The sequence below is a fragment of the Planctomycetia bacterium genome (assembly GCA_034440135.1).
GTDB lineage: Bacteria > Planctomycetota > Planctomycetia > Pirellulales > JALHLM01 > JALHLM01.
The window spans coordinates 1-15,509 of record JAWXBP010000421.1; the positions used below are offsets into that span (position 1 = coordinate 1).

Below are 15,509 nucleotides of genomic sequence, written 5' to 3' on the forward strand. Positions count from 1 at the left end.
CTAATCAACCATCCAATTGAATACTTGCGCATATGAGCATTTCGCATCGCCAATTCAAAGACGGTGTCTACGAACAACTTGCCCGCATCGGCAAGGCGGTTTCCGCGCCGAAGCGCCTCGAGTTGCTGGAATTGATCTGCCAAGGGCCGCGCACCGTCGAGGCCTTGGCGAGACTGACCGACCTCTCCATGGCGAACGCTTCGCAGCACCTCAAGGTATTGCGCTCGGCGCGACTGATCGACGCCGAGAAGAAGGGGCTATATGTCGAGTATCGACTCGCCGACGAATCGGTCGGCCGGTATCTATTGTCGACGCAGTCCCTCGCGGACGCGCGTCTCGCCGAAATCCGTCAACTCACGCACGATTTCTTGGAGCAACGCGGGGCGCTGGAGCCGGTCAACCGCGAGGAACTGATGCGCCGCGTTCGCGAGGGGGACGTGATCGTATTGGACGTGCGTCCGAGCGAGGAGTACGCCGCAGGGCATATCCCCGGCGCGGTGTCCGTCCCGATCGGCGAGCTGAAATCGCGGCTGAAGGAACTGCCGAAGGGCAAGGAGATCGTCGCGTACTGCCGCGGCCCCTATTGCATCATGTCGATCGAGGCGGTGGAACTGTTGCGAAAAAAGGGATTTCGCGCCCAACGGATGGAACAAGGCGTACTCGACTGGCGCGCGCGGGGCTGGCGCATTGAGGCCGGAACAAAAAAGGCCGGACGATAGCGACCCCCAGACTGTCCACAGCATTTCATCATTGATGGAGATACCAACGCGAAACTGCTTTCCGTCGGCGTTCTGGCTGCAGTGACGGCCCTGGCAGCGTTATTCGCTGACGACCCTCACGAGATGGACGGTTTCCGACTCTTCCCGGTAGACGACACCGTGTGGCGAGATGGGCCGCCGTCGTTACCGAAGGGAGCGCAGATCGCTGTGCCGAAGGAGATCCGACGAAGGAGGGACCTTTCGTCTTTCGCATCAAGGCCCCGGATGGGTTTCAGATCCCCTTGCACACGCACCCTAAGACGGAGCGTGTCACGGTGATCTCGGGCACTTTCCACATTGGCATGGGAGAAAAGGTCGACAAGGACGCCGCGAAGCCGATGCCAGCCGGCACGTATGGCTTTTGGGAAGCCGGCATGAAGCATTTCGTCTGGGTCGAAGGTGAAACCGTGGTGCAGTTTCACGGCCAAGGACCATGGATCATCAACTACGTGAATCCGAGCGACGATCCGCGCAATCAATCGCCATAGGCAGATATCGATCGCCCCCGATGAGATTCGGCTGTGACTTTGGCGCATCGCACGACTCGAATAGTCATGAATTCCACCCCTGCAATTCGGCCATTGATCGAGTACTCCCCTGAGGAGATCAAGGCCGCGGTCGCCGCACGATATGGCCAGGTTGCCGCTGCGCCCGAGGGGAAGTTCAACTTTCCCGTTGGACGGCAGTTCGCGGAAAGCGTGGGTTACGTTCCCGCGGTGTTGGACCGATTGCCGCGAAGCATGTGGGAGTCCTTCACGGGCGCTGGCAATCCGCAACCGTACGTGGACGCTCAGCCGGGCGAGACGGTCCTCGATCTTGGGTGTGGAGCCGGCCTCGATCTTTGCCTGTACGCTGAGAAAGTCGGACCAGCGGGAAAGTTGTACGGCCTGGACTTATCCAAGCCGATGCTCGACAAGGCGCGCGATAACTTGCGACAAGTGGGCATTCGCAACGTGGAATGGCTGCACGCAGCGGCCGATGCGATTCCGCTCTCTGACGGCTCCGTGGATCTCGTGACCGCGAACGGCATTTTTAATCTGTCGCCGGATAAAGATGCCGTGATGCGCGAAGTGGTGAGAGTACTTCGCCCGGGCGGTCGCACGATCTTCGCGGAGATTGTGCTTACCAGCGAACTCCCGGCGGATGACCGACGTGAAATCAACGACTGGTTTCGCTGTATCGGCGGAGCGTTGGTCGAGCACGACTTACTCAGTCGACTCCAGGCGCACGGATTGAGCAATCCTGAAGTTGTGTGGATCGGTCGCAATGCGCGTACGGGACATGCACTGTCAAAGTGCGCCGTAATTCGCGCGGAGAAGCAGTGCTGAATGAGTCAGCAATGCCGCTAGGGACGCCCAACTGAACGACGAATCGCAATTTGCCGTGACTATGCTGACGTCGGCTTCAAGACCGCCTCTACAAGCATACGGCGAGGTTAACATTCATTCAAAAAACGTATCGGCTTTCTAACCCTCGATTGTGATATGTCACGCTGGCTGGTCTTGGTGTAAAGCGTTTTCGCGCATGTAACCCACAAGGGCCGGTACATATGGCTATTGGAAGTCGGGCAGGCAGCACTTCGTGTGGGCGGCCGGCGAGACCATCTTGCAGTTTCATGGTGAAGGGCCTTGGAAGATCAACTATGTGAACCCGATGGATGATCCTCCGAAACAGTTGAAAGAGCGGTGAGGCCAACGCCGCAAATGCCACCGCGAGGCGCGATGTCATCGTTCATCGTTCATCGCCTTGGGCCGTCGTCTCGGCCGACGACCTGACAAGTCTCCGTCGCCCCAAGGCAGCGCACTAAACTATATCGGCGATGGCTTGTTCGCTTAATTGCCAAGCTGGCGACGCGTCCCATTATGAAGGTGAAGTCGCTTTCCAGAATCTGCTGGATAAGCGCGCTATTTCGACGACCATCCACGAATTCCTGGGGTTGACTCTTTGACAAATCGTGAACTTCCGATATATTTGAGTATATACAAGGAATTGAAGGACGTGAAATGGCCACCACGAAATTGCGATTGACTGGATTAGAGGCTCTTGGTCAGGCGGCCGAGTGCCTGCGGACGTTGGCTCATCCTCATCGCTTGCGAATGGTACAGATGTTGCTCCAAGGGGATTACATGGTGAGCGAACTGGCGGAGGCTTGTGAGCTGTCGAGCGCCATGGCGTCGGAGCATCTTCGATTGATGCAACGTTGCGGGTTCCTCACCAGCAAGAAGGAGGGACGGAAGGTGTATTACCGGGTCGCGGAACCGCATTTGAAGAGTATCCTCAAATGCGTCGAGGAGCGATTTGGAGTCGGTGGCGCGAAATGAGCACCACTCCCTTTTTTTGGCACATATATCGACACTTTCCGATGTATTTGATGTTTTCGGTCACTGAACGATTAAGGAGCGAGCCATGAGCGTCAACACCATCTCTCCGAAACAGCTCTACCAAGCGGTCCAAAACGGGCAAACCGTGGACCTGATCGACGTGCGAACGCCCGTGGAGTTTCGCGAAGTTCACGTCGAGTTCGCCCGCAATGTGCCGCTCGATCAGCTTGGGCCTGCGAAGCTTACGTCTGGTCGAGACGGTTCTGGAATTCCGCTGTACGTCATCTGCCGGTCGGGCGGCCGCGGCAAGCAAGCCTGCGAAAAGCTCGTTGCCGCTGGCTGCAGCAACGTCGTCAACGTCGAAGGGGGAACCCAGGCTTGGGACCAGGCGGGCCTGCCGGTCGTGCGCGGTCAGAAGGCCATTTCGCTGGAACGACAAGTGCGGATTGCGGCCGGTGCGCTGGTGCTGATCGGCTCGCTGCTGGGCTATTTCGCACATCCGTACTGGATCGGACTGTCGGCATTCGTGGGTGCCGGACTGGTGTTCGCCGGAATTACGGATACCTGCGGCATGGGGATGTTGTTGGCGCGGATGCCTTGGAACCGAGTGTCGGACTCACCCGCGTCGCCCACTCAGGCCGGCGCGACGTCGTGCGCTTCAAAGCCACAGGAAACGTGTTGCCACTGACGGTTTTTGAGCGTCGCGAAACCGAACAAACGCATTCATAGCGAAAGGTTGGACCAACCATGTTGCTCAAGTACTTTTACGACACGGCCCTGGCGCACGCATCCTACCTGGTCGGTTGCCAGAAGTCGGGCGAGGCGATCGTGATCGATCCGTCGCGGAACATTGATCCCTACCTCGAAGCGGCAGCCAAGGAAGGGCTGCGGATTGTCGGTTCTGCGGAAACGCACATCCACGCCGATTTTGTGTCGGGCTCACGGGAACTGGCCGATCGCGTCGGTGCGAAACTCTACCTGTCGGATGAGGGGCAAGTCGACTGGAAGTATCAGTTCGCGGACCAGTATCCGGCAATGCTCCTCAAAAACGGCGACCGCTTCCATGTGGGCAAAGTCAAACTGGAAGTGCTGCATACGCCAGGACACACGCCGGAGAGCATTTCGTTTGTGCTCACCGATGAAGGAGGCGGCGCGACCAAGCCCATGGGGATTTTCACGGGCGACTTCGTGTTCGTCGGGTCGATTGGTCGACCCGACTTACTGGAGACGGCCGCCGGAGTCATTGGCAGCGCCGAGATCGGCGCGCGGCAATTGTATCACTCGATGCGCCGATTTCGCGGCCTGGCAGACTACCTGCAAGTGTGGCCGGCGCACGGCGCAGGGAGCGCTTGCGGAAAAGGATTGGGGGCGATTCCGTCCAGCACGGTCGGCTACGAGAAGCTGTTCAATCCCGCGCTTCAATTCACCGATGAGCAGAAGTTCGTCGATTACATCCTCGCCGATCAACCTGAAACTCCGTTCTATTTCGCCGTGATGAAGCGCGTGAACAAAGTCGGTCCCGAGTTGCTGCGCAACTTGCCGCCGGCGGAGTCACTCACTCCGGCCGACTTGCTCCGCCTGACGAAGGAGCGGCTGGTGATTGACACTTCGCCAGCGGAAGTGTTTGCGGCGTCTCATGTTCACGGCACAATCAACATCCCGGCGGCATCCTTGGTCCGGTGGGCCGGCTTCCTGGTCGATTATCGCCAGCCGGTATACCTGGTGACGGAGGAAGTGTCACTGGCAAGAGACCTGCGAGCCCTGCGTTCGATCGGCATTGACAACGTGGGGGGCTACTTCGACGTCGCCGCCGTACAGAAGTCGGGACTGCGCAGCGAATCCTATGTCTCGGCCACTCCCGAAGAGTTGCGGGACAGGATCGAAAGTGGCGAAGCGACGTTGCTGGACGTGCGCGCCCGCACGGAATACGAGTCCGGGCATATTGCGGGCGCGGAGCATCACTTTCTTGGCACGCTGTTGCGCAATCTCGATCGCTTGGATCGGAACAAGCCGGTCATCGCACAGTGTCTCGGCGGTGGGCGATCGGCAGTTGCAACCAGCATTTTGCAGCGTGCCGGCTTCGATACCACGAACATGCAAGGCGGCTATCGCGCCTGGATCGCTGCTGGGCTTCCAGTGACTGACAACGAACTGGAAGCGGTCCATTCCTAAGGCCACACGTACGGAGCAACTGACATGAAAGAAATCCTGCCGATCCTCGTGTTCCTCGTCGCGTGGATCGTACTCAACCGTTGGGTCCTGCCGCGATTCGGCGTGCAAACCTGAATGAGCGGAGCCTGCACGCGAGTTCCGCGTGCTCAGCAACGGGAAACTCATGATTCAGCGGCGCAGGCAACCCCATCGCGAGAGAAAACTGCGGATCGGCGTCCCTAGTCGTCCGTCCAAGACGGGAATTGAAAGTGTGATCTGATGAAGCGGACGCTGGAAGTGCTCTCATGCTGTGGTTGAGCATCATCTACGGCGCGTTGGTTGGTCTCTCGCTGGGAGTGACTGGGGGCGGAGGCGCGATCTTCGCGGTACCGCTGCTGGTGTACGGCCTGGAAGTCCCGCCACGTGAAGCCGTGGGAGTGTCGCTGGCAGCCGTCGGAGCGACCGCCTTGGTGGGCTTCCTGCATCGTTGGCGATTGGGCCAAGTGGAGGTGCGAACGGGACTGCTGTTTGCTATCGCCGGAATGGTGGGAGCGCCGATCGGTTCTTGGCTGTCTGGGCTGATGAATGACACCGTCTTGTTGCTGTTGTTTGCCGGCCTGATGGTCGTGGTCGCCGTGCGACTCTGGCAGCAAGCCGGCCGGGCCACGGTTGCCGACGATACGCATGCTGTCGCCAGCGGTGAGCGCGGGGCAACTTGCCAACGCGATGAGTCCGGAGCCTTGGTCATTACGTCGCGCTGCGCGGTACTGCTGGTGATTGTAGGAGTTCTGACCGGCGTGCTGTCGGGACTGTTCGGCGTGGGGGGCGGGTTTGTGATTGTCCCGGCGCTGGTGCTCTTCAGCGGAATGGCGATTCATCGTGCGGTCGGCACTTCGCTGATGGTGATCGCGCTCGTCAGCGTTTCGGGTGTGGCCTCGCATTTGTGGACCGGCCGCGCGATTCCATTCCAAGTCACCGCGCTCTTCGTTGGCGGCGGGATTGGCGGATTGTTTGCCGGCCAAGCCATCGGTCGCCAATTGTCTGGCCCCACGCTACAAAAAGTTTTCGCCGTGGCCATTCTACTGGTAGCCGTCTTCATCATCCTTCGCAACGTCAGCGCCTAACGGCCTGCCCAGAAATCATTATGCCTGACACCGTGCATCATCAGATCGTGATTGTCGGCGGCGGCACCGCCGGAATCATGGTGGCCGCACAGCTCACACGGAGCTGGTTCAACCGGCGCGACGTGGCCTTGATCGAACCGTCCGACAAACACTATTACCAGCCACTATGGACGCTCGTCGGAGCCGGCGTCGCTCCGAAGGAGGTGACTGAGCGAGCGGAGCGATCCGTAATTCCACCTGGCGTCACTTGGATTCGCGACGCGGTCACCGAGTTTCTTCCGTCGGAGAATGCCATCCGTACTCGCGACGGCACGACAATCACCTACGACTGGCTGATTGTCGCCGCAGGGCTGCAACTCAACTGGGATGCCATCCCAGGCCTCAAGGAATCGGTCGGCAAGCAGGGCGTGTGCAGCAACTATTCCTATGCCACAGTGGATTCTACCTGGGAGGCAATTCGCAACTTTAAGGGCGGAAATGCGGTCTTCACGCATCCGCTGGGCGCAGTCAAGTGCGGCGGCGCTCCGCAGAAAATCATGTATCTGGCGGATGATTGGTTTCGGAAAGCCGGGGTGCGCGACAAGTCGCAAGTGATCTTCGCCTCAGCGCAGCCCAACATCTTCGCAGTGGAGCCCTACCGTTCGACACTGGAACGGGTTGTCGCGCGCAAGGAGATCAATTGCCGTTTCCAGCACGAACTGATCGAGATTCGGCCACCAGTCAAGGAAGCGGTGTTCAGGCGATTGGACACCGGAGAGTTGGTGACGATTCCTTACGACTTGCTGCATGTGACGCCGCCGATGGGGCCGCCGCAGTTCATCGCCAAGAGTCCTCTGGCCGACCACGAAGGCTGGGTCGAGGTGGACAATTACACGCTGCAACACCTGCGGTTCGCGAATGTCTTCGCGCTGGGCGATTGCAGCAGCTTGCCCACTTCGAAGACGGGCGCCGCCATTCGCAAGCAAGCCCCGGTGGTCGTGCGGAATTTGTTAGCAGCGATGCAGGGCCAGCCGTTGCCCAGCAAGTACGACGGCTACACCTCCTGCCCCCTGGTGACCGGGTATCGGAAAATGGTCCTGGCTGAATTTGATTACAACAAGATTCCGCAGGAATCATTTCCCATCGATCAATCACGCGAGCGGTGGAGCATGTGGATTCTCAAGCGTTATCTACTCCCGATCATGTACTGGCATGGCTTGCTCAAGGGACGCATGTAACGCTTTCCTGACGGCCTCTGCAATTCACGTCGCCTTCTGCATAAGGACTTCCGAACATGATGAAATCTTCTCTCATCCCCGCAGTCTTACTTCTGTTTTTGGTCGCAGACCATGACTTGGCGGCCCAGGAGCAAAGCGTGAAACCGGGAATCAACGATTCCTTTCGCGACCCGGACGTACAAGAGTTCGCCGGTCGCTTCGAAGTGGAGAGTCGTGAAGTGTTCGCGCGGCGCAAGGAGATCGTAGCCGCCTGCCGGATTCAGCCAGGACAGACGATCGCCGACATCGGTGCCGGCACCGGCTTGTTCACGCGGATGTTTTCCGATGCGGTGGGGAAGGAAGGCCGCGTCATCGCGATCGACATCTCGCAGAAGTTTCTCGATCATATCGCCGACGCCAGTCGCGAAGCGAAGCAGCACAACGTCGAGACGCTGCTTTGTACGGCAGACTCCACCGAATTGCCGCCCAACTCAGTGGATCTCACGTTTATTTGCGACACCTATCATCACTTCGAGTTTCCGTCCAAGACAATGGCGTCCTTGCATCGCGCCCTGAAGCCTGGAGGACGCCTCGTGGTCGTCGATTTTCAGCGGATCGAAGGGACGAGTACCGAATGGATTTTGAATCACGTCCGTGCCGGCCAAGATGTCGTTGAAGCCGAGATCGTCCACTCCGGATTCGAAAAAGTGGACGAAGAAAAGGAGCTGTTGAAAGAGAACTATCTGGTCGTGTTCGAAAAGCCAAAGGCGCCCGCGACTTCGCAACGCCGTGGCGGACGTGGCCCGGGCGCGGCGATGCGAGCAGATCAACAGGTGTTTCACTACCTGCTCGAACACCATGGGGACATTCGGCGAACCGTCAAGCAGCTCGACAACGGCGTGGAAACGCTTACCGAATCCGACAACCCAGAAGTGGCCGCGAAAATCCAGGAACATGTCGCATCGATGCATCGTCGTGTCAAAGATGGACGTGGACTGCGTTATTGGGATGATTTATTCTCAGCCATCTTCAAGGACTATGAACACATTCAGATGACCGTGCAGAACACAGACCACGGCGTGCAGGTCACAGAGATGTCGGAAGATACTCGCGTCGTGCGATTGATCCAGGCCCATGCGGAAGTCGTCAGTCGATTCGTGGCGCATGGATTTGACGAGGCCCACAAAAATCATCCCGTGCCACAGTCAGATGCTGCGCAGAACGAGTGAGCCCATCCGATCATTGCCGGTTAGGGCGGAATCTTGAGACCGCGGTTCCCCACGAGTATCAACAAGTTCGACAGAGCGACGCCATGTTAACCTTCGTGCATTACACCGGCGGTGAGAGTCGATCCTTGCAGGTAGTTGTTGGTCCGCCGGGAGTGTTGCAGTTCAAGTTCAAGGTGTATTCCGACTAACGGTGGAGTGGCCGCCTTGCTGGGGAGCGTCCTGGCCCGACTCATCTCTTAGATTTGGAACACTCGCCGTTCGACCGGGTTCCCGAAATCGGTCCACCGGTGCAGACGGGCGATCGTCGCAGCGAGCTTGCGCACCGGTTCCGCACCAATCTGCGCGATCGACATGGTAGAGTAATGTCGCGTCGGGCAATGATGCTCGTCAGTCTGCCAAAACAGTGCTGAGTGGTAAGGCTCAGTGCGCCTTTTCCGTAGCGCCTCCTATGAATCAGTGCCGTTCGGTGGTCGACTGATGTCAAATCTGATGGGAATCTGGACTAGCCGAGTCGGCTTTGTCCGCGTTCACTTCGCAATGCTGGGCGCCCTGCGAGCCGCGACCCGACCTAAGCGACACAATCCCTTCGCTCCGGTTTCAAGTGCGGCGTCGTCGCAAGTGTTCGCATCCTCGCTTCACCAACGACTGAAGGAGCCTCGGTCATGAACCTACTGATTGTGGGTGGCGTTGCGGGTGGAGCTTCTGCCGCCGCGCGTGCTCGGAGGCTCTCCGAAGACGCTCAGATCATACTGTTTGAACGGGGGCCCGATGTATCGTTCGCCAACTGCGGGCTGCCGTACTATCTCGGTGGCGAGATCACGGCGAGAGCGAAGTTGCTTATTACCAAGCCCGAGCAACTTCGCGACCGATTTAGGCTCGACGTGCGGACCCTGTCGTCAGTCGAAGCCATCGACCGGCGCGCGAAAACCGTTCGGGTGCGGGAACTCACTTCGGGACGAGAATACGAGGAACCCTACGACAAGCTAATTCTCGCCACTGGGGCTTCTCCCGTGCGTCCCGCGATTCCGGGCATCGACTTGCCCGGCGTGTTTACGCTGCGAAACTTGCAAGATACCGACCAGATCCAGGAGCACGTGGACCGCGGCGTGCAGCAGGTCGTTCTCTTGGGAGGCGGCTTCATTAGCCTGGAACTAGCAGAGAATTTCGTTCGCCGTGGCATTGCAACCACCGTGGTCGAGAGGAATGGCCAGATTCTTTCGCCATTCGATCAGGAAATGACCACGCCCATCGTTCAGGAGTTGATCGACAAAGGGGTCACGCTACTGCTCGGCCAGTCTGCCCAAGCGCTTGAGAAAACGACGACAGGCTTGGCCGTGTGCTTGAATTCCGGTCAACGGCTTCCTGCCCAACTGGTCATTTTGGGCGTCGGCGTGCGCCCGGAAAACAAGCTGGCACTCGACGCGGGCGTCGAAGTTGGACCTCGTGGCGGTATCCGGGTCAATGAGTTTCTTCAGACCGGTGATCCTGACATCTATGCCGTCGGAGACGCCATTGAGGTCAAGGACGTTGTTTCTGGCGAACCAACGCAAGTCCCACTTGCTGGGCCCGCCAATCGCCAAGGTCGGATCGCAGCGGACAACTGTTTTGGGCGTGGCGTTCGATATCGGGGGACTCAGGGCACCGCGATCGTCGGCGTCTTCGACCGCACAGCAGCGATGACCGGAGCCTCGGAAAAAGTTCTACGACGCGCCGGCCGATCCTTCCGCAAAATCTACGTTCACCCGATGCATCACGCCGGGTATTACCCGAATGCGGAGGCGATGACACTCAAACTTCTGTTCGAGCCGACCACAGGGCAAGTACTGGGAGCGCAGGTCGTGGGCGGAGCGGGTGTCGACAAGCGCATTGACGTTCTGGCCGTGGCGATCCAGGCGGGAATGACGGTATTCGACCTGGAGGAGATGGAACTGTGCTACGCACCACAATATGGCTCGGCCAAGGATCCGATCAACATGGCAGGATTCGTGGCTGGCGGATTGTTGCGCGGAGATCACCCACAAGTGAATATCGAGACCGTTTTAGCAGCACCCGCTGCAGAGCAACCGTTTCTGCTGGACGTGCGCACGCCACAGGAATTTGCTTCGGGTCACATCCCCGGAGCCGTGAACATTCCAGTGGATGATTTGCGGTCCCATCTGGGAGAACTGCCGCGCTGCAAGGAGATTGCCACCTATTGCCAGGTGGGACAGCGAGGATACCTGGCGACCCGGATTCTGCTGCAAGCCGGTTACTCCGCGGCGAACTTGGGAGGCGGCTATAAGACCTACCTACTCTTTCAGCCGTGCTGATGACGCGATTAACACCATCAGCGAACGAATCGGACGAACATCATGATTGAGAAGACGCGGCTTGACATCGCACTGCTACTGCCCACAGTGCCGGATGCGCATGACGGGTGCCTTCAGCGACTCGCTGACTTATTGAGCGCGAAAGTGGGAATTGAGGCCGCGCACCTGACCGGCGTGAATGGCGCGGGAACCGGCCAAATCTGCATCCACTACGACCCCGACCGACTGTCAATTGGTGAAGTTCGAGCGCTGGCCCGCCGAGCCGGTGCAGAACTCGAACTGCGGTTCGGGCATTTGATGCTCCATTCCGAACCAATGCATGCTCGCCAGGCCCGCACCGTGGAGTCCCGAGCCAAACAAATCACGGGTGTCCTGGAAGCGGCGGCATCGCCCGCCGGCATACTGCGCTTCGAATTTGACCGCCAAGTAACCGACGAGGAAGACATCCGAACCGCAGCGCAACGAATCGGCGTGCGCATCGAAGAGCAGAGACTGCTCCCGCCAGCCGAAGCATCAGCAACGGGACGCATTCCCGCCGCGAAAGCACAGGAACATCAGCACGGCGACTGGCTTGGTGCACGGACAGAATTGGCTTTCGCCCTGCTCTGTGGTGGGCTGCTGCTCGTCGGCTGGTTGTTGACGGTGCTGACCAATATCACGCCGTGGGCGTCTTGGAGCCTCTATCTGGCCGCATACATTTTCGGCGGTGTGTTCACATTTCGCGAGGCATTCGAGAGCATTCGTGCCGGCCGTTTTGAGATCGATTTGCTCATGCTGGTAGCAGCGGCTGGAGCCGCCACCCTAGGAGAATGGGCCGAAGGTGCCTTGCTGCTGTTTCTGTTTAGCCTCGGCCACGCGCTAGAACATTATGCAATGGGCCGCGCCAAACGGGCGATTGAAGCGCTGGCGGAACTTGCTCCCCAAACGGCGATGGTTCGGCGCGATGGCAACACTGAAGTAGTCTCGGTGGAACAGCTACGCCTGGGAGATATCGTGATCGTCAAGCCGAACGAGCGCGTGCCCGCTGATGGTTTCGTCATCAAAGGGCAGGGTAGCATCAACCAAGCCCCGATTACAGGCGAGAGTGTCCCCATCGATAAGCAACCGGTGGATGATCCGCAACAGGCCACGCTTAACCCAGAGCGGCTAGAAGCGAGAAATCGCGTATTCGCCGGCACGATCAATGGCAGCGGCGCCCTGGAGATTCAGGTGACAAAACTCGCCAGTGAATCCACGCTCGCACGCGTAGTCCAAATGGTGAGCGAGGCCGAGACGCAAAAGTCCCCCACGCAACAGTTCGCGGACAGGTTCGAGCGCTATTTCGTTCCCGCCGTGCTGGCGTTGGTCGTGTTGCTGTTGTTCGCCTGGGCGGTCATTGACGAACCTTTCAGCACGTCGTTCTACCGCGCGATGGCGGTGTTGGTGGCGGCCAGTCCTTGCGCGCTAGCCATTTCGACACCGAGTGCGGTTTTAAGTGGCGTGGCACGCGCAGCACGAGGCGGCGTGCTCGTGAAAGGTGGCGGACCGCTGGAAAACTTGGGACGAGTCGGTGCCATCGCCTTTGATAAGACCGGCACATTGACCGAAGGTAAGCCCCGCCTAACCGATGCCATCAGCTTCAATGGTGCCGCCGAGTCTGAGTTGCTCCGGGTGGCCGTGGCCGTGGAAAGTCTCAGCGACCATCCGCTCGCTGCCGCCGTGGTGCGTGACGGCAAAGAACGCCTGAAAAGCGATCAGCCCCTGCAAGCACACGACGTGCAAAGCATTACCGGACGCGGGGTGCAAGCCACCGTGGACGGTCAGCCAGTTTACGTCGGCAGTGACAGCCTATTCGGCGAAGTCGACGGTTCGCCGGTACCGGATGCACTACGCGTTACTGTTGAGAAACTGGAAACCAGCGGCCGCACCACGATGATCGTTCGGCGCGGGGACAACTACCTCGGCGTGCTGGGATTGATGGACACGCCGCGAGCGGCGGCCAAAAGCGTGATTGCTAGTCTACGAATGCTCGGCATCCAGCGTATGATCATGCTCTCCGGTGACAATCAACAGGTCGCCGACGCGGTAGCCAAAGAGGTTGGCATCGACGAAGCTTGGGGGGACTTGATGCCCGCTGAGAAGGTCGAGGCGATCAAGAAACTCAGTGAACAAGGGGGAGTGGCCATGGTCGGTGACGGCGTGAACGATGCCCCCGCGATGGCAAATGCCACGGTTGGGATCGCGATGGGCGCTGCCGGTTCAGATGTGGCTCTGGAAACCGCCGACGTGGCGTTGATGGGAGACGACCTAGACCATCTTCCATTCGCCGTCGGCCTCAGTCGACAAACGAGCCGCATTATTCGCCAGAATCTTTGGCTAAGCCTGGGCATGGTCACGTTTCTTGTTCCCGCAACCATCTTCGGGTTGCGATTGGGCCCCGCCGTTCTGCTCCATGAAGGCTCGACGCTGCTGGTCGTTCTCAATGCTCTCCGTCTCTTAGGTTACCAAGCCAAGGAATCTGGTAATGGCGCGACTTTGTAGACGCTCGCGCTTCGCAGCCCGCCGGAGGCATTCCTGAAGAACGCATTGCATAACTCGTTGTGCCCCAGAGAGCACCGCGACCGTTACGCTTTGAACGCTCGAGGTGCGCGCTGACTTCGGAATTGCCGTCCGAGCGACCCGCACTCGCTTAGATTCCAAGACAACCGCTCGTGATCTCAAGTCCAGTCAAGTCGTTGTTGCGACTCGTATTTTGGTTGGACAACGATTTGACGCCCGACGGGTTCGCAATAACTTCGGCGGTGCAGGCGGAGGCGACGCTAACGGCGATGGCGTCGTCGACCTCTCCGACATGAACGAGGTCCGCAATCACTTTGGCGAAGTCATCGACCAGCCGGTGCCGGGCGGGATTCTCAACGAGCAAGAGGTGAATGACTCCAAGTCTGTCGCCAACGCCTTCTTCGTGGCTCCGAACGCGGATGCGCAACTCGTCGGCACGTCGGCGAATGTCGACGACAAGGACTATTTCCGCTTCGTGGCCCCGGTGACAGGGACGATTTACGTCACCGTCCAATCGACCAACGGAAATCTGCCAGGCGTGGAAATGGAAAACTCTGCCAGCCTGCAGGTGCTGGAGACGGAGCCGAATGACGGCATCAACACGGCTTCCGGCGCGGTTAGCGAAGGCGAAACGTACTTTGTCCGGGTGCGCAGCAAGAATGACGGCGCTGCGGCTTATGCGGTCACCGTCAGCTTCGATGGTTTTGCGCCGGAGGAACCAGGTGGCGAACCGGCAAATCTTTTGGTGGAATCGGAAGTCAATGACTCCAAGAGCGCGGCCGACGAATTTGCCCTGGGAACGGACAAGTTCGTCGAGTTGTCCGGCACGTCAACCTCGTCGGACGACAAGGACTTCTTCCGGTTCGTCGCGCCGTTGACCGGCACGCTCTTCGTTTCGGTGCGCTCGACGAATGGCAACATTCCCGCCGCGGAAATGGAAGACGCCGCCAGTGTGAATGTTCTCGAAACCGAGCCGCATGACGGCGTCAACACGGCATCCGGCGAAGTGACGGCGGGCAGCATCTACTTCCTGCGCGTACGCAGCGTGAACGACGACGCGGCCGACTACATCGTCAAGGTCAGCTACGAGGCCGATACTCCTGGTGGCGAACCAGGCGAAGAGCCAGCGAATCTGGTGGTTGAGGCCGAGCCGAACAACGACAAGGACTCGGCCAAGGTGTTCGGCCTGGGCTCGGACAACTACGTGCAATTGACCGGCGTCTCGGCATCGCACGATGACAATGACAAAGACTTCTTTAAGTTCACCGCCGCGGCGAGCGGCACGCTCACGGCGACCGTCGCCTCCCTCAGCGGTCCCTTGGCCGATCTCGAAATCGAGTATCAGCAAGACAAAAAGGTCCTGGAAATCGAGTCGGAAAACGGTCTCACGACCGCGTCAGGACATGTCACCGCCGGCGTGACCTACTCTGTCCGTCTCCGTGGTCACGATCCCTACTACGGAGTCGGCGCGCCATCGGAATACCTGGTGACGCTCGAATTAACGCCGGAGCCGGCCCCTGTCAGCCTGGCGCCTTCGGCGGTTCCAGCCGCCATCGACGCCGTGTTCGCGTCGCTGACGAACTTCACGCCAAACAGAGCAGCCAAGCTTGGGTGGGTGCGCGGCCGCTAGCGAACTGCCCTCGCCGGTGTGCTGAGTACTCGACACAAGTCGCCCGTCAGATCATCTGAGCGTCGTCATCGGCCCAACACGCTGGCGACGATGGAAGCTCAGAGTCTGGCGGGCTTCTTTTTTTCGATTCGGGGTGACAGGACACCGATAGAACTTTTGGTTCTTCACCCAATTCCGGGGAATGAGGGGATGAGTTGAGTCAACGGCAGGTCTGCTTCATGTTGCTGGGTGTTGACGAAACCAGTGACACTGA

General features: G+C 59.1%; 12 protein-coding genes. All 12 read left to right on the plus strand.

Features of this window, described 5'->3' with window-relative positions:
• Positions 1-32 precede the first annotated feature (32 nt).
• Entirely contained in the window at positions 33-719 is a 687-nt protein-coding gene (locus SGJ19_24490) for a metalloregulator ArsR/SmtB family transcription factor (GenBank protein ID MDZ4783417.1), read from the plus strand.
• A gap of 161 nt (positions 720-880) precedes the next feature.
• Positions 881-1,246, plus strand: a complete 366-nt coding sequence (locus tag SGJ19_24495) for a cupin domain-containing protein (GenBank protein ID MDZ4783418.1) — start codon at positions 881-883, stop codon at positions 1,244-1,246.
• A 66-nt stretch (positions 1,247-1,312) separates the two neighbouring features.
• The gene (locus SGJ19_24500) at positions 1,313-2,086 is read left to right on the plus strand and encodes a methyltransferase domain-containing protein (GenBank protein MDZ4783419.1); all 774 of its coding nucleotides are present in this window, start codon (positions 1,313-1,315) and stop codon (positions 2,084-2,086) included.
• Between the two features lie 675 nt (positions 2,087-2,761).
• Positions 2,762-3,079, plus strand: coding sequence for a metalloregulator ArsR/SmtB family transcription factor (locus SGJ19_24505; protein MDZ4783420.1), 318 nt, complete (start codon positions 2,762-2,764; stop codon positions 3,077-3,079).
• A gap of 85 nt (positions 3,080-3,164) precedes the next feature.
• Entirely contained in the window at positions 3,165-3,767 is a 603-nt protein-coding gene (locus tag SGJ19_24510; GenBank protein ID MDZ4783421.1) for a rhodanese-like domain-containing protein, read from the plus strand.
• 59 nt (positions 3,768-3,826) lie between these two features.
• Positions 3,827-5,251: an MBL fold metallo-hydrolase gene (locus tag SGJ19_24515; GenBank protein ID MDZ4783422.1), complete on the plus strand. Its 1,425-nt coding sequence runs from the start codon at positions 3,827-3,829 to the stop codon at positions 5,249-5,251.
• Positions 5,252-5,535: 284 nt separating this feature from the next.
• On the plus strand, positions 5,536-6,354 hold the full coding sequence (locus tag SGJ19_24520; GenBank protein MDZ4783423.1) for a sulfite exporter TauE/SafE family protein: 819 nt from the start codon (positions 5,536-5,538) through the stop codon (positions 6,352-6,354).
• Positions 6,355-6,374: 20 nt separating this feature from the next.
• Positions 6,375-7,571: an FAD/NAD(P)-binding oxidoreductase gene (locus SGJ19_24525; GenBank protein ID MDZ4783424.1), complete on the plus strand. Its 1,197-nt coding sequence runs from the start codon at positions 6,375-6,377 to the stop codon at positions 7,569-7,571.
• A 56-nt stretch (positions 7,572-7,627) separates the two neighbouring features.
• Entirely contained in the window at positions 7,628-8,779 is a 1,152-nt protein-coding gene (locus tag SGJ19_24530; GenBank protein MDZ4783425.1) for a methyltransferase domain-containing protein, read from the plus strand.
• 662 nt (positions 8,780-9,441) lie between these two features.
• Complete coding sequence (locus tag SGJ19_24535; protein MDZ4783426.1) at positions 9,442-11,088, plus strand: FAD-dependent oxidoreductase; 1,647 nt, start codon at positions 9,442-9,444, stop codon at positions 11,086-11,088.
• A gap of 42 nt (positions 11,089-11,130) precedes the next feature.
• Entirely contained in the window at positions 11,131-13,608 is a 2,478-nt protein-coding gene (locus SGJ19_24540) for a heavy metal translocating P-type ATPase (protein MDZ4783427.1), read from the plus strand.
• A 211-nt stretch (positions 13,609-13,819) separates the two neighbouring features.
• Complete coding sequence (locus SGJ19_24545; protein MDZ4783428.1) at positions 13,820-15,256, plus strand: hypothetical protein; 1,437 nt, start codon at positions 13,820-13,822, stop codon at positions 15,254-15,256.
• The last annotated feature ends 253 nt before the right edge of the window (positions 15,257-15,509 follow it).

Excerpts from the sequence above, each read along its gene's own strand:
- SGJ19_24515 (MDZ4783422.1), top strand. The coding sequence starts at position 3,827 with ATGTTGCTCAAGTACTTTTACGACACGGCCCTGGCGCACGCATCCTAC.
- SGJ19_24520 (MDZ4783423.1), top strand. The coding sequence starts at position 5,536 with ATGCTGTGGTTGAGCATCATCTACGGCGCGTTGGTTGGTCTCTCGCTG.
- SGJ19_24540 (MDZ4783427.1), top strand. The coding sequence starts at position 11,131 with ATGATTGAGAAGACGCGGCTTGACATCGCACTGCTACTGCCCACAGTG.
- SGJ19_24510 (MDZ4783421.1), top strand. The coding sequence starts at position 3,165 with ATGAGCGTCAACACCATCTCTCCGAAACAGCTCTACCAAGCGGTCCAA.
- SGJ19_24525 (MDZ4783424.1), top strand. The coding sequence starts at position 6,375 with ATGCCTGACACCGTGCATCATCAGATCGTGATTGTCGGCGGCGGCACC.
- SGJ19_24535 (MDZ4783426.1), top strand. The coding sequence starts at position 9,442 with ATGAACCTACTGATTGTGGGTGGCGTTGCGGGTGGAGCTTCTGCCGCC.
- SGJ19_24490 (MDZ4783417.1), top strand. The coding sequence starts at position 33 with ATGAGCATTTCGCATCGCCAATTCAAAGACGGTGTCTACGAACAACTT.
- SGJ19_24530 (MDZ4783425.1), top strand. The coding sequence starts at position 7,628 with ATGATGAAATCTTCTCTCATCCCCGCAGTCTTACTTCTGTTTTTGGTC.
- SGJ19_24505 (MDZ4783420.1), top strand. The coding sequence starts at position 2,762 with ATGGCCACCACGAAATTGCGATTGACTGGATTAGAGGCTCTTGGTCAG.
- SGJ19_24500 (MDZ4783419.1), top strand. The coding sequence starts at position 1,313 with ATGAATTCCACCCCTGCAATTCGGCCATTGATCGAGTACTCCCCTGAG.